The sequence below is a fragment of the Larkinella ripae genome, from assembly GCF_054780775.1.
This window is the reverse complement of record NZ_BAAGVR010000028.1, coordinates 94,790-109,381: the sequence shown is the minus strand read 5'-3', so window position 1 is coordinate 109,381 and position 14,592 is coordinate 94,790. Positions and strand designations below refer to the sequence as shown.

Sequence of the window (14,592 nt, the reverse complement as noted above, 5' to 3'; positions counted from 1 at the left end):
ATCGAAAATCAATCAATGTGCATCAGGGGTATGCTGCCCTGGAGGGGCATCCCGTCGGTAACCTGGAAGCAAAGAACGTCTTGCCAGCCGGCCGCTAAGCCAGCTGAACCGTAATTCACGTTAAGGGGTGAATTTGGTAAGGCAAAAATCGCCTTTTTCCGCTCCTGAGGCTATCGGAATAGGGTCAGATTTCGTCTGATTGGGGACATTCTACCGAAAAAAGCCCGCAAACGCCTGGTCAGTGCTTTTTCATCAGGCTGGCGATGTACTCCGTCGGAGTCTGCTGATGGAGTTCTTTGAATACCACCGTGAAATGAGAGGGGGTACTAAAACCGACCCGATCGGCCGTTTCCGCCACCGTATGCCCCGCCCGCAGCAACTCGGCCGCTTTCCGGATGCGGTGGTGCCGGATCAGGTCCGTCGGTGCCATTTGAATCAGGCTCTGGATTTTCCGGTACAGGGTTTTCCGGCTTACGGCCAGTTGGTCGGCCAGCCAGTCAACCCCCACCGCCGGGTCATCCAGATGCTGGTCCAGCACGGAAAGAAACTGCATCAGAAAGGGATCGGTGATGCCCTCCGGAATAAGCACCGGGGCGTTGGGGGCCCTTTCCGGTTTTCCGTTGGACCGGGTGGGCAGGGCGAACTGCTGCCGGTAAAAATCGCCTAATTTCTGCTGCCGGGTGATCAGGTTCCGGAGCCGCAGGTGCAGTTCGGCCACGCTAAAGGGCTTGGATAGGTAGTCGTCGGCGCCGTGCTGTAGCCCCTGAATCCGGCTGGGCTGGGCGGCTTTGGCCGTCAGCATCACGACGGCGATGTGGTCGGTTTCCGCGTGGTTTTTGATTCGTTGACACAATTCAACGCCATCCATCCGGGGCATCATCACATCCGTCAGGATTATGTCGGGCAATTCGGCCTGCGTTACCTCCCACCCTTCCTGCCCATCGACGGCCTGCAAAACGTGGTACGCAGCGTTCAGTTCACTCACCAGAAACTCCCGCAACTCCCGGTTATCTTCCACGATCAGGAGTCGCGGGCGGGCGGTTTGCTCCCAGGGCGGATTCGTACCGGGACCGGACGTCGTTGCCAGTGGGCTGCGTGGTTCGGCAACCGGCTGCTGCATCCCGTTCACGCGCGGCAGGTCCAGATCCTGGGAAACCGGTCCGACCGGCAGGGTCCAGTGAAAGCGGGTCCCGACTCCCACCTGGCTCTCGACGTGGATATTTCCCCCCAGCAATTGAATCAATTCGTGAACCAGCGCCAGGCCGAGCCCGGTTCCTTCGTGGGCCCGGGTGGTGGACGCATCGGCCTGATAAAACCGGTCGAAAATATGCGGTACCTGTTCCGTCGCAATGCCGATGCCGGTATCGACCAACTGAAACTGGACTCCCGTCATTGCGTCGTCCGTCCAAACGGGCGAAAGGCTCAGCGTCACGTGCCCGCCCGCTTCGGTGAATTTCAGGGCATTCGCGAGCAGATTGGTCAGGATTTTCTCCCACTTATCGGCGTCGAATACGTACTCCCGATCGGGAAAACGCTCCAGGCTACACGTCAGCGTAAGCCCCTTCTGTTCGGCGGCCCGCTGGAAAACCGCAACGATCTGCTGAACAAAATCGGTGACCTCCCCCCGCATGAGCGATACGGCCATGTACTGCCCATCCAGTTTGGACAGATCCAGCAACTGGTTGATCAACCGCAGCAGCTGCCGGGCGTTGTGATTAATCAGTTTGAGCATCGGCCCGTCGTAACGCTCTTCCTGAATCATTTTCTCCACCGGGGCAATGATCAGCGAAAGCGGGGTGCGAAATTCGTGGGTGATGTTGGAAAAAAACCGGGTTTTCAGTTCATCCACGGCTTTGAGCTGTTCGGCCTGCCGGCGGTTCAGCTCAAGCTCCTGGCGTTGCCGAAGTCGATTGACCGAAAACCGGATATACGCCCAGACCAGGCCGCCGGCCACCAGCGCGTAGAAACCGTAGGCCCACCAGGTGGCCCACCACGGCGGCTGCACCATGAGGTGGATGGAGGCTTCGTTTTTTGTCCAGAAACCGTTGCTGTTTGCGGCCTTTACCCGAAACGTATAGTGGCCAGGGGGCAGGCTGGTGAAGTTGACCACGTTCCGGTTTCCGTTCTGCACCCACCCTTTGTTGATGCCCACGAGCTGGTAGGCAAACTGGTTTTGCCGGGGCTGCTCGTAGGCCAGAGCCGCAAAACTGATCGACATCAGGTTTTCGTCGTGCCTCAGACGGATTACCGTGTCGGTGAGTGCCCGGGGCTGTTCCATCACCGTCAGGTGGGTGATGTAAACCGGAAAAGGCCGCTTGTCTTCCAGAATCTGGTCGGGGTTAAACTGGACAATTCCATTTTCACTGCCGAAAAAGAGCTGATCGCCGGCCCGAAAGACGGCGTTATGCTTGAAATTGTCGCTGGGCAGGCCATCCGAAACCGTGTAGCTCTGAATGGCTTTGGTGCGGGGATTGACCCGGCACAGGCCTTCATTGGTGCTCAGCCAGAGGTTTCCCGACGCATCATCGATAATTCCGATGATGGCGTTGCCGGGGATGCCGTCCTGGTGGGTGATGGCCGAAAACAAGCCCGTCCGGTAGTCGAACCGGTTCAAACCGCCCCGGTGCGTTCCGATCCAGATGGTCCCGTCCCGGTCTTCGTGAATGGACCGGACATCATTGCTGCTTAGCTGCCCTTGGGCGCCGGCAGAATAGCGCGTCATCCGGCCGGTTTTGGGATCCAGGCGGCACACGCCCAGGCGGTGAATCAACAGCCAGACCTCGCCGACCCGGCTCACCAGGACCCCGTATACGTCCTTGTCCGGAATGCTGTTTGGATTTTCCGGTTCATATGGATAGTAGGTGTACTGATGGGTGCGGGTGTTGAAGGACGCAAAACCGCCATGACCGGCAATCCAGACATCCCCCACCGTCCGATCCCCGTTCTGCTGGGCCGCTATGTACCGGGCCGGAATTTTGGAGGGATAATTGGCAAACCGTCGCGACGCCGGGTCGTAGTGATACAGCCCTTCATACGACCCCATCCAGATTCCGTCCTGATCGTCGGCTAAGAACTCGGTCACTTCGTTGGTGTTCGTCCCCACCACGGGGGCCCGGTTTTCGGGGGGTATTCGTTCCAGCCGTTTTTGGTCCGGCGAAAGGCGGTACAGAATGGGCGAATTGTTGAACCAGAGCTGCCCCTGGCGATCCTTGAAAATGGCGTAGGTCCGGTTTTCGGGCACACTGGCCCGGCGCTCGTTGGCCTTCACCTGGTAAACGCTAAAGGCTTTGGTGTTCAGGGCCTGACGGTCGATTCCGTTATCGGTTCCGACCCAGAGCATTCCCGACCGGTCGTGAAAAACCGCCTGGGCGCTGCTGCTGGCGAGTCCCTTGTAGTGGCTGGGATCGGACTGGTAGGTAACCACCTGGTTGGTTACCGGATTGAGCCCCTGCAACCCCTGGGTGCTGCCCAGCCACACCATACCCGACGAATCCTGATGGATGGTGTTCCGCCACACGTACGAATTGAGTTGGCCGCCCGGGTTGAACGGAATCAGGATCCACGGCCGCTGGCGCAGATCCAGTTTGAACAGACTGTACCCCGTCGTCGAGCACCCCAGCCAGAGCACATCGTTTTCATCCAGGAAAAAGGATTGAAAAGAAGGCTGCGGGCCCTTCAAGCCCGAAATGGCGATCCGCCGGAACTGGCCGGTGGCGCGGTTGAAAAGATACAATCCGCGGTGAGTGGCCACCCAAAACCGCTGCTGCCGGTCTTCAAAGACGGTTTTAATCTCCAGGTCGATGTCGGGCGACGGATACAGGGTGAAGTGGTGGCGGGCGGGATCATAGCGCGCCAGACCCGCCTGGGTGCTGACCCAGAGAATGCGTTGCCGGTCCCGGTAAACCGAAAGCTGGGTGTTCCAGCGATTGGCCCGACCCGCCTGAATGGGATGTGGCGTAACCAACCCGGTTTTCCGGTTTACTTCGTGCAGACCACCCCCGTTCGTAACCGCCCATAGTCGGTCGGAATCGCCTTCGCACATTCCCATTACAAAGCCATTCTGAAAGCTACGGGTTGGCTGGCTGGGGTCGGGTTTATAAACGGTGAAGGAAGATCCGTCGTATCTATTGAGTCCATCGCCGGTGCCAAACCACATAAAACCGTCCCGATCCTGAAGAATGGACGTGATGTAATTGTTGGACAAGCCGTCCTCAACGGACAGGTGTTCAAACTGATTGGGGATTGCTTTTGGGGTCGGCCTGGGACGGGCATAGCCCTGCATGGGCAGGATAGCCAGCAATAGAAGCCCGTACAGACGTACGGAACAAAAAGCCAACAGCTTTGCCATTCGTAAAGTCAAGGAAGATCCGCTGCAATAATACTGTTTATTAAGCAAAATTTATGGACCCGCTCAAAAGGTCGCTTTCGGGCTGGAAGAAAACCGGTACTGGTTCAATCCGGAGTCCGCAGTTGCAAACCGGCATTTATTCCGGTACGCTTGCCGTAAGCCCCTTCGGGCGGTCCGCAAAAAAGAGGGCCCTGCCGGGTGGGTTTCTGCGCAACCGCAACGGGCTTCGGGCCCGCTTTGCCTTAGCCGGCGAATAAAAACGTTTTCACGAGAAATGGTTGGATAGCGGAGATTTATACCCTACTTTGCTGCCTAAATCGCAAATGGTTTATGCAAACTGGTCCGCAGCCCGAGATTTTGGTTGTCGATGATGAGGCTGTTGTTTTTGAGATCTTGACCCGAGTTGGCCGGCAATTTTTTCCGGAGGCCCAATTTGTCTTGAAATCTTCTCCCCAGGAAGCTATCCATTATCTGGACGATCGATCCAAACCCCAGCCACACCTTGTCCTGCTGGATATCGATTTTCACCAGGAAACGGATGGATTTTCGCTGTTAAGTCAACTCCGTCACCAATTTCGGGGACACATTCCCATCATTATGCTTTCCAATTTAAAAGGAGAGCCCGAAATACAGCAGGCGTATGATACGGGTGCGGTTGCTTTTACGCACAAGCCGGAATCGCTGGAAGGCTGGAAAGCTTACGTTGAAATGCTCAAGCAGTATTGGTTTAAAACAATCAGTTTACCATCGGGTACCTAAAACCGCCTGAAGTAGGACCAATTGCCTCCGGGAAGTCGGCCCGTCCAAAGCATTTCGGTGCCCACGATTTCTTTTTGAAGTTAGTCTGGTTTTGTGGCAATCAGGCATAGTGACTAACTCTTCCCGATCCATTTTCAGCTATGCCCCCGACATTCGAAATTCTGCTTATTGACGACGACTCCACGATACTGGAAATTTTAAACCGGGTTGCCCCAACCAGCTTTCCCACTGCGACCTTCACCCAAGTGGCGACGGCAAAGGAGGCTAAAGACTACCTGCATTCCCTAGAAGGCTACGGCCCCCGGTTAATCCTGCTCGATATCAATCTGGACAGTCCGGAAACCGGGTTTGACTTTTTGACTTACTTACGTTCCAAAAGGCAGTATAACGGACTGCCCGTCGTGATGCTCACCATCAGCCGGGCACCGGCGGATATTCGCAATTCGTACGAAACCGGAGCCAATTCGTTTGCTGCCAAACCGTTTGACCTTGGCGGTTGGAAGACTTTACTGGAGGCCCTGCGCCTTTACTGGGTTGAAACGGTTGCGCTACCCACTATTTACTACCGAAAAGAGGACTGATTCCCACCCGTTATCCCCGCACCTGAGCGTTCGTTCGCAGGGGTGGGTTCAGGTCGGTTCATTGCTACCAAAATGGCGGCCAGCTTATTTTTAGATTGGTAAGTGCCTGACACATAGCCCTCGACTCACCCGTTGAACGCTGGAGTAAACTGCACCAGCAGGTTCGCCGGGCGTCCGTGAATTCCTGAAAATACTCCGATTTACAGCGGCTTACCGGAAGTGTCTGAAGGGAATCCATTCCAGCCGTCAGCAGCGGCATCTGGTCCCGGGTACAACGTAATCCACCTCAAATTTAATTTGCTGCCCCTTGTTTGGAAACATTACCGGACCCTTTCTGATTACGTAGTTAGTTGAATACATTTTGAATCCCGAATGACTGACCAGCCTTTTGACGCCTTATTGGTTCTCAATGCCTTACCTGGAAACCACCTCATTTTATTGCCCGATGCCCCAACCTTTACCATTGTTGGAGTTACGGACGCCTATCTGCAGACGACCCACACCCGCAGGGAAGAGCTGATTGGCAAAAGCGTCCTGGAGGCCCTACCGAATGGAGTTGATCATTCGGCAGCCACCGGCCCTGCCAGTTTAAGGGCCTCTCTTCACGCGGTAGTGACCCAGAAGAAGCCCCAACACCTGGAGCATCAGCGGTATGCGATTTTCAATCCCGAAACGGGTTTGTTTGTCGAGCAGGATTGGAAGTCGGTCATTCAGCCGGTACTCACGAACGACGGCCAGATCCAATGCCTTCTTTATACCGTTGTCGAGGCCAACCATCCGGACGGGCCGGAGTCGGAATACCAGGGAAATCATTCCCAGCTGACCGAACGAGAAAACCGCTTGCGCCAGATTCTCGAACAGGCTCCCGTGGCCATGGCCTTGTTCAGTGGTCCTCAATTTGTCATAACCCTAGCCAATGAGCGGGTTCTGGCGTACTGGGGACGTACCCGGCAGCAGGTCGTTGGCAAGCCGCTGTTTACTGCGCTGCCGGAAGCCAGTGGTCAGGGTTTTGAGGAGTTGTTGAGGAGGGTATATACTACCGGCGAACGCTTTGTGGCCAAAGAGCTGACCGTTCAACTCGAGCGAAATGGCCATCTGGACCAAACCTATATTGATTTTGTCTACGAGCCGGTTCGAGAACCGGACGGTGTCATCAGCGGTGTAACCGTCGTTTGTGTCGAAGTTACCGAACAGGTGCTGGCCCGCCAAAAAATTCAGGCCAGCGAAGCGTATTCCCGGCAGTTAACCGATACGGTTCCGGCCATCATCTGGACCACCGAGCCCGATGGGAACTGCACCTACCTAAACCAGCATTGGTATGACTACACCGGCCAGACGCCCGCCCAGGCTGAAGGCGTCGGCTGGCTTGATGCCACCCACCCCGATGATAAGCAGGTTGCCGGAAAACAGTTCATGGAAGCCAATGAAAACCGCATGGGCTTTGCTTTATTGTACCGCCTGCGACGCCGGGACGGCACCTACCGCTGGGCCATCGATAAAGGAAGCCCCCGATTCGGTTCCGACGGACACTACCTGGGTATGATCGGCACCGTGGTCGACGTGCACGATCAGAAGCTGGCCGAAGATGCTTTACTGGCTAGTGAAGCCAAACTCCGCTCCATCATCGCAACCGCTCCGGCGGCCATGGGTCTGTTTGTGGGCCGGGATCTGGTCGTTGAACTGCCCAATCAGGCCTTCATCGACATTGTCGGGAAAGGGCCCGACATCAGCGGCAAACCACTACGGGAGGTGATGCCTGAATTAATCTCCGAGAACCAGCCTTTCCTGCAAATTTTAGATCAGGTGTATACCTCCGGCCAGATGTTCCAAAGCTTCGGTTCGCTGGTGCAGATCGTGCAAGATGGAGTAATGACCAATAACTATTACAACATTACGTACACCCCTTTGCGTGATACCGCGGGGCAGGTTTACGCCATTCTTGATATTGCCATTGATGTCACCGGTGAAATCAGGGCGCGGCACGAACTGGAAGCCGCCCAGGTGGAGCTCCGGCAAACGTACCAACGCCTAAATCTGGCCCTGGAAGCGGGTCATCTCGGCTCGTACGACCTGGATCTAAAAAGTGGCAAAATGCAATGTACGGATCAGTGCAAAGCAAATCTGGGCTGGCCAATCGATGATTCTTACACGTATACGGATTTGATCAATTCCATTGTGGCCGAGGATGTTCAACCGGTTAGGCAAGCCGTCGCCGAAGCCATTGCCAATAACCGCACGTATAAGAGTGAGTACCGGGTTTTCTGGCCCGATGGCAGCCTGCACTGGATTCAGGCGCTGGGCAATCCTTTTTACGCTGCTGATGGCCAGCCAGAACGCATGGTTGGCGTTACCCAGGATATTACCGCCCAGCGCAATTACCAACTGCTCCTGGAACAGCAGGTGGAACAGCGCACCGAAGAGCTGGCAGCCGCCAATGAAGAATTAAGTTCAGCCAACGAAGAATTTGCCACCATCAACGAAGAACTCGAAGCCACCACCCAAGAACTGCTGGAGTCCAATGACCTGTTAGTGCGCTCCAATGAAAATTTGCAGCGGTTTGCCTATGTGGCCTCGCATGACCTGCAGGAACCCCTGCGCAAAATTCAACAGTTCGGTGATCTTTTAAAAACCGGGATTTTGGGTACATCGGGTTCAGAACTGGATTATCTGGAGCGGATGCAGGCTGCCGCCAGCCGCATGTCCACCCTGATTCGGGACTTGCTGAATTTCTCGCGTATTTCAACCCAGCGCGAATTGAGTGAGCAGGTGCCGTTGAATCAGGTGGTCCAAAATGCCCTGCAGGACCTCGACCTGGTTGTCGAAGAAACGGGAGCTACGGTCCTTGTCCCCCCCTTGCCCACCGTCGCGGGTGATGCCCTGCAACTGAGTCAGTTATTCAGCAATTTGCTCAGCAATGCGTTGAAGTTTCGACGGTTGGGAGTGGCTCCGGTGATTGAACTAACCCTCAGCCAGGTGGCGGCCGATGACCTTCCGGTCGGGATAAAGCCCAGCCGGAAAGCCGAAGCCTATCACCTCATCAAAGTGATCGATAACGGCATTGGCTTTAACGAAAAATACCTGGACCGAATGTTTGAAGTATTTCAGCGGCTGCATGGTCGCAGCGAGTACGCCGGGACCGGTATTGGCCTGGCAATTGTTCAAAAAGTTATAACCAACCACGGTGGAGCGATTTCGGCCCAAAGTACGCCCGGTCAGGGTGCTACTTTTTGCCTATATTTACCGGTTTAAAGTAGCTGATTTCCCTATTAACTCAGTTCCGAATGCGCCCCTTGCGGTTCTAGTTAGCTTCAACGGTAAGGGGTTGGAGTACGGGGATCCCATTTCCCAGTTGTCGCCTGGTTAAACTCATTCAGATTGCTTACCAATCGCTGAGTAGGTTCGCAATGAGGAGGCTGAAAACCGCAGGTTCTTGCGGCCCCGACCAGCAAAGTTTTAGTGTTCCAAAGGGTTTTCCCTATCTTTACTGAAAGAGTCCAAATAAGTGCAATCATGGAAACGTCCGTTCTAGCCCGTAATCACGTTACCATCCGGGGTTCCGGCCATCAGCCCATGATTTTTGCGCACGGTTTTGGGTGCAGTCAGCAGATGTGGCGGTACATTACCCCCGCCTTCGAGGAAAACTACCGGCTTATTTTATTTGATTACGTTGGTTCGGGCTCGTCTCAACGCACCGCCTATAACCCCGAGCGCTACAGCAATCTCAATGGTTACGCCCAGGATCTGCTCGACATCTGTTCCGCCCTGGATCTGAACGATGTCATTTTTGTTGGTCATTCCGTCAGTTGCATGATTGGTCTGCTGGCTTCACTGAAAGCCCCCGAACGCTTCAGCCGCCTGATTCTAATCGGTCCCTCGCCCTGTTACATCGATGATGCTGCGGGCTACCGGGGTGGTTTTAGCCGCACCGACATTGAGGAGCTCCTGCAAACCATGGATAAAAATTACATCGGATGGGCTAATTTCCTGGCTCCGGTCGTGGTGAATGATCCCCACCAACCCGCTGTCACTGAGGAATTAAACGAGAGCTTCTGCTCCACGGATCCAGTCATCGCCCGGCAATTTGCCCAGGTTACTTTTTTATCCGATAACCGTTCGGATCTGGTCAAATCGACGGTTCCGGCCCTCATCCTGCAATGCACTCAGGATTTGATTGCCCCCGTCGAAGTCGGCACGTACGTTCATCAACACCTGCGGGATAGCCAGCTCGTTCTGCTCAATGCAACCGGGCACTGCCCCCACATGAGTGCGCCCCAGGAGACGATAAAAGCCATGAATTCATACCTCCAGCATTCTTTTGAAAACCGGTTATGAGTGAACCGGCAGATGATTTATTCCATGAAATGCCCGCCGGGTATTTCCAGTTTGATGAGCAGGGAACGTTGGTGAGCATTAATCGGACGCTGCTTACTCAGTTGGGGTACAACGCCCCGGAAGTCACCGGACGATCCATCGAATCACTGCTGACGATTGCCAGTCGGATTTTTTACCAGACCCATTTTTATCCGTTGCTTAAACTTCAGGGAAAAGCAGATGAAATTTTTCTGAGTCTTCGGATGAAGAGTGGCGGAAGTCTGCCCGTTCTACTGAATGCCTCAAGAATAAAACCGGGTGATTCACCGGTCTATCAATGCATTTGCATGGCGGTTCATCAGCGCCAAAAGTACGAGGAGGAAATTCTGCGGGCCAAACATCTGGCCGAACAGGCGCTGCGTGAAAACAAGGAACTGGCCGAAGCCAAGCAAGCCCTGGAGCGTCACCAGCAATTACTGGATCACCAGTTGGTGGAGCTACAGCAGAAGAACCAGGAACTCTGGCAATTTGGCAAACTGATTACTCATGACCTCCAGGAGCCGTTGCGAAAGATTGCCCTACTGGCGGATGTGTTGCGGGAGGATGTGCGTGAAAACCTGCTGGCGGAAGACCGGAGGTTGCTGGACCGGATCATTGAAGCCAGTGAGAATATGCGGGAATTAATCCGGCGCCTGCGTGAATACCTGCTGCTTGAAGCCGCCCCACACCGTTTCACTGCGGTTGATTTACAGCAGGTTATGAAAGAAGCCGAGACGAGGGTCAGCCAGCAGTTTGAAACGGATGGCATTCAGCTGACGACTGAAGGGTTGCCCCGGGTCGAAGGAGATCCCAGGCAGTTAATTGAATTGTTCGTCCAACTTATGAAGAATTCCGTTCAATTTCGGACCCAGCCAGGCCAGGTAGCGGTTGAACTGACCGTCGCGGGCCAACTCATCGAGCACAATGGTTTCCGGGCTATTCAGGGCAAGTACCGCTACGAAGAGTTTGTTCGGATTACGTATCGAGATAACGGTCCCGGTATTGAAGCGGGGCTAAGTGATAAACTATTTCAGATCCATAAGAAGCCCAGCGCAGGCTTTTTAGGACTGGGTTTTGGGCTGGCCATCTGCAAAAAAATTGTAGCGAATCATGGCGGGGTTATTTCGGTTAACACGAGTGGTCGGGCCGGGGCTCAGTTCACCATTCTCCTGCCGGTCCGGCAGCCTTAATAAAATTTCTGTTCGCTCAGAAAACCAGGCGGGTGAATGGGCAGGAGCCTGGCCGTTAAATTTAGCGTCAGCACTCGTTTTCCTTGAGCTATTTCCCAAACAGAACTCTTGAGTTTTGTCAATTCTGGATATTTCATTCCTGTATTTGATCACGCTGATACCCAAAGAAAAAACCCGACCAGATAGCCGGGTAGTAAGCGAAAATAAAACAGAGAATATACGGTTTTATCCCTACAATAACTGTACCAATATACGTCCTGCGAAAAATACCGGCCGACAACCTGTCGGGACGGATTCGTTTACACCAATAATAAGCACTCGACTTTCGCAAACAGGAAGGTTCATGTTTCAACCACGACCATCAAAAAGCAGTACGGGTATCCAGCAACGGTGCAAGTAACCGTTTTGGAGGTTGTCCTGATCCGGGCCTTTTCCTCATTTCAACCCCCGAATTAGGGCAACTGAAGGCAAGAAAAGTTTATTCAGAAAGCTCGCTGCTGATGAAACCCTTTTATTTGTTAGTCGCCGATGATCATGTCGACATCGGCAAACTGCTGTTATTTACGATCAGACTGGTGTACAAAGACCAGGTTCAGGTAAAAGTTGTGCTTACCGTTCCCGATCTACAGACCAGTCTGGCTCTTGATGAGCCTCTGCCGGATTTGTTGTTACTGGATTACCACCTGCGACCATACCCTTACAACGCTCCCGAAGTCCTAGTATGGCTGAAGCACCAGGAGCACCTCCAGGCCATTCCCGTGCAGGTCTGGTCATCCCTTTCCGATGGAACGGAGGCCGATCGCTGCCGACAGTTGGGTGCCCAGGGATTCACGAATAAATCAAATGCCATGAGCGATATGGTTGGGTTTGTCAAAAGCCTAGTAATCCTTAAATAACTCCTCTGCTTTGACCGGTGGGCGCCGTCAAACCGGATGTTGCACCTTGACTAAGGACGTATGGAGCCTGTTGCTTTTGACCTACGATCGGCCTTGGTCGCCTTTCTAGCCGCCGGGAAGCTCTCTTAAACCGTTGGAAAACCGTTTGTCAAACCAACCCGGTTTTGTCAACACCGCCGGACGGAGCCGGGAAGACTATCGACACAGTGTTACTTAAAAGGCCGCTTATTCTTCCACCGGTTTTACCCTCCCTCCTATGACCGCAGCCCGACAAATCACCATTATTCTGTTTGCCGGTTTTAATGAGGTGGCTTTACCACGGGACGCGCAATTGATTGATGTACGGGTGGACGGCTATGAGGTCAATCTGGTCTTTAAAACCGGGGGGGCCGTGGCAACGCAATACCGTCAATTTTACATTGCCTTTAATTCTTCACTGACTGATTTCACCCAGGGCGTATTGCGACTTTTGAAAAAGATTGATTTTGCCGACGGGACCTCCACGGCCATGATTTATGAGGTTTATCCCTATGAAGAAAACCCCTAAAGGCAAGCGTTTTGGGCAAGAGCGATAAACAGCTACGTGCGTTGCCCAATTGGTTAAGTCAAGATCAGTTTTTGCGAAAGGGCCTTTGGAGCGGTTATTTGGTGCTGCTTTCGTTTGTTCATACCGGCCTGGTTCATCGCCTGTTGGCCGTGATCAGCCCGCTCATTGGTGCGGTATCAGGTATAAACAATGAATGGCTTGGAAGCAAACTTCCAAGCCATTCGATTCAAGTAATTCTGAGGAGTTTAAACGATTCTCATCCGAACTGCGTTTGCGCGAAAACAAGTGACTGATTTTAAATCAGTAGTCCTTTTTGTTATCACGCTTGGCTTGTTTGTCGGCTCTTTTCTCTTTTAATGACTTTGCTGCCTCTTTTTTGGCGCTGCCTTTCGTGGGAGCTTTTTGCTGGGCCATACTGTGGAGATTTAGGTGAAAAGATAGCGTTAGTTAACGAAACTTGGAATTATAAAGTCGGTCAAACCCAATTTCTCACCATTTACGGCTGCCAAATCGGCCATTACTTCGCCGTTAAATAGTCAAGGACGGCTTCACTATCGGCAAAATGCAGACGGGTAGTGTCCTGATCCCGGTCTCGATAGTCCACCACAAAGTTACTGGAATAATGGATGGATACATCAAACGAGGTTGGCCGCAACGCACCCTGCCGCCGAAAATGCAGCCGAAAAAGCTTCAAACCGTTGTTGGCATCTGAGGCATGAAAATCAGTGAGGCAAAAGCCGCCTGTGGTCTGAGTCGAATTCTCTTTGATTTTGCGGAGCTTACTGGCTAATTGATCCATACTGAAAGGTTTTATATGATTGTGCAATCCGTTTTAGAAGTCGACAGGAGGTAGTCTGCAACATCAACTACGCCGAAGACTGTCCGGAATAACAAGCCGGACGGATCCATTTTGTTCGATTCGCAATTGGCGTACTAAATCCGAAAAAGAAGTGCCTGACTAAAAGAGGAACGCCATGAGAGGGTTGAATGGCCTGTCATTTCGAAACTGATGAAGCAGAAGCAGATAGTAAGATAACGTACCCGGAGCGGTTAAATTCCCTGCCGGCCCTATTTATTTTACATACGGATCTAAAGTGGTGGCCCTTGACCATCAGTCCTATCGATTTTCAGAAAGGATGGCAGAGATTCGTGCGAAAACCCGCAGAAGGCCGGAGGCAGCCGTTCAAAACCGCCCACTCTCCGTAGAATTTAACTGGAATACAACCGGAAAAGCTGCGCTAACGGGCTGCAAAGGCATTTCGCCCAGGAACGTTTGGGTACAAAAGATTGAAGAGAGGATTGAAAAAGCGTCGGCATCAAAGCCTAACTGAAAGCCGAATCAAGACGAAAAATGGCAAACAAAAGCGCTGTACCTTAACCCTATTCCAGCAAATTTTGTCCCCAACACGCCTGACCTCAAATAAAAAGGCTGTCCGTAGCAACTTAACGGCCAATAAACTGTTTAGTATGTAGCTACCTCTTCAACGGCCCCTTGTCTCCACTTTATTGGGTCGCCCGTTCACCGGTTTTAGCTTTCTGTTTGTTTATTTTTTTTCATCGGTTTTTTGATGACCAGAGTCGGGTTCGTCAACCGCTGATAGCTGTCGTTGATCTTTTCATTTTGTTTTATATTAATTCAATTGCCATGACTGTAAAATCTTTTCAAGGTAGAATGTACCAACGTACGCCAGGTCTGGCTTATGGAATGATAAACTATTTGAAGAATATATTCCGTCCTCTCATCGATCAGGACCACCCGATTTTTAAAAGATCCGGGCCCGGCAGGAATGCATGGCATCAATTTCAGACGCTGGTAAGGGGGCAGCGTTTCGAAATGGCACCGATCCTGCTTGTGCAGCACGACCAGCCAGGCCGTCCCATGATTAAACCGCGTTTACCGTTCACGGATCTTCCTTAACGC

Annotated in this window: 11 protein-coding genes; 9 read left to right on the top strand and 2 right to left on the bottom strand. The window is 53.0% G+C overall.

The annotated features are described in order from the left end of the window. Positions 1-238: 238 nt before the first annotated feature. Positions 239-4,348 carry a hybrid sensor histidine kinase/response regulator transcription factor gene (locus ACYVHX_RS22255; RefSeq protein ID WP_460673897.1) on the bottom strand — a complete coding sequence of 1,370 codons (4,110 nt, stop codon included), beginning with the start codon at positions 4,346-4,348 and terminating at the stop codon, positions 239-241. Between the two features lie 53 nt (positions 4,349-4,401). Between ACYVHX_RS22255 and ACYVHX_RS22250 the strand changes: the two genes are divergently transcribed. From ACYVHX_RS22250 to ACYVHX_RS22215, 8 genes are all read left to right on the top strand, one after another. Next, positions 4,402-4,605: a hypothetical protein gene (locus ACYVHX_RS22250; RefSeq protein ID WP_460673896.1), complete on the top strand. Its 204-nt coding sequence runs from the start codon at positions 4,402-4,404 to the stop codon at positions 4,603-4,605. Between the two features lie 73 nt (positions 4,606-4,678). After that, a complete protein-coding gene (locus ACYVHX_RS22245; RefSeq protein WP_460673895.1) occupies positions 4,679-5,107 on the top strand; it encodes a response regulator in 429 nt (142 codons plus the stop codon). A gap of 140 nt (positions 5,108-5,247) precedes the next feature. Beyond that, the gene (locus ACYVHX_RS22240) at positions 5,248-5,688 is read left to right on the top strand and encodes a response regulator (protein ID WP_460673894.1); all 441 of its coding nucleotides are present in this window, start codon (positions 5,248-5,250) and stop codon (positions 5,686-5,688) included. Positions 5,689-6,060: 372 nt separating this feature from the next. Further along, positions 6,061-8,937, top strand: coding sequence for a PAS domain S-box protein (locus tag ACYVHX_RS22235; RefSeq protein ID WP_460673893.1), 2,877 nt, complete (start codon positions 6,061-6,063; stop codon positions 8,935-8,937). A 261-nt stretch (positions 8,938-9,198) separates the two neighbouring features. Next, complete coding sequence (locus ACYVHX_RS22230; RefSeq protein ID WP_460673892.1) at positions 9,199-10,020, top strand: alpha/beta fold hydrolase; 822 nt, start codon at positions 9,199-9,201, stop codon at positions 10,018-10,020. After that, positions 10,017-11,228, top strand: coding sequence for a PAS domain-containing sensor histidine kinase (locus ACYVHX_RS22225; RefSeq protein ID WP_460673891.1), 1,212 nt, complete (start codon positions 10,017-10,019; stop codon positions 11,226-11,228). Before ACYVHX_RS22230 ends, ACYVHX_RS22225 begins: the two co-directional genes overlap by 4 nt. Before the next feature lie 500 nt (positions 11,229-11,728). After that, positions 11,729-12,124: a response regulator gene (locus ACYVHX_RS22220; RefSeq protein ID WP_460673890.1), complete on the top strand. Its 396-nt coding sequence runs from the start codon at positions 11,729-11,731 to the stop codon at positions 12,122-12,124. A 256-nt stretch (positions 12,125-12,380) separates the two neighbouring features. After that, positions 12,381-12,671, top strand: a complete 291-nt coding sequence (locus ACYVHX_RS22215) for a hypothetical protein (protein ID WP_460673889.1) — start codon at positions 12,381-12,383, stop codon at positions 12,669-12,671. Between the two features lie 517 nt (positions 12,672-13,188). Here ACYVHX_RS22215 and ACYVHX_RS22210 read toward each other — a convergent pair. Further along, on the bottom strand, positions 13,189-13,470 hold the full coding sequence (locus ACYVHX_RS22210; RefSeq protein WP_460673888.1) for a hypothetical protein: 282 nt from the start codon (positions 13,468-13,470) through the stop codon (positions 13,189-13,191). A gap of 693 nt (positions 13,471-14,163) precedes the next feature. Between ACYVHX_RS22210 and ACYVHX_RS22205 the strand changes: the two genes are divergently transcribed. Then, positions 14,164-14,589 (top strand): hypothetical protein, encoded by a 426-nt coding sequence (locus ACYVHX_RS22205; protein ID WP_460673887.1) that lies wholly within the window; start codon positions 14,164-14,166, stop codon positions 14,587-14,589. The last annotated feature ends 3 nt before the right edge of the window (positions 14,590-14,592 follow it).

Coding starts and splice junctions, on each gene's coding strand:
- ACYVHX_RS22220 (WP_460673890.1), top strand. CDS start 11,729: ATGAAACCCTTTTATTTGTTAGTCGCCGATGATCATGTCGACATCGGC.
- ACYVHX_RS22250 (WP_460673896.1), top strand. CDS start 4,402: ATGGACCCGCTCAAAAGGTCGCTTTCGGGCTGGAAGAAAACCGGTACT.
- ACYVHX_RS22255 (WP_460673897.1), bottom strand. CDS start 4,348: ATGGCAAAGCTGTTGGCTTTTTGTTCCGTACGTCTGTACGGGCTTCTA.
- ACYVHX_RS22215 (WP_460673889.1), top strand. CDS start 12,381: ATGACCGCAGCCCGACAAATCACCATTATTCTGTTTGCCGGTTTTAAT.
- ACYVHX_RS22235 (WP_460673893.1), top strand. CDS start 6,061: ATGACTGACCAGCCTTTTGACGCCTTATTGGTTCTCAATGCCTTACCT.
- ACYVHX_RS22210 (WP_460673888.1), bottom strand. CDS start 13,470: ATGGATCAATTAGCCAGTAAGCTCCGCAAAATCAAAGAGAATTCGACT.
- ACYVHX_RS22240 (WP_460673894.1), top strand. CDS start 5,248: ATGCCCCCGACATTCGAAATTCTGCTTATTGACGACGACTCCACGATA.
- ACYVHX_RS22230 (WP_460673892.1), top strand. CDS start 9,199: ATGGAAACGTCCGTTCTAGCCCGTAATCACGTTACCATCCGGGGTTCC.
- ACYVHX_RS22245 (WP_460673895.1), top strand. CDS start 4,679: ATGCAAACTGGTCCGCAGCCCGAGATTTTGGTTGTCGATGATGAGGCT.
- ACYVHX_RS22225 (WP_460673891.1), top strand. CDS start 10,017: ATGAGTGAACCGGCAGATGATTTATTCCATGAAATGCCCGCCGGGTAT.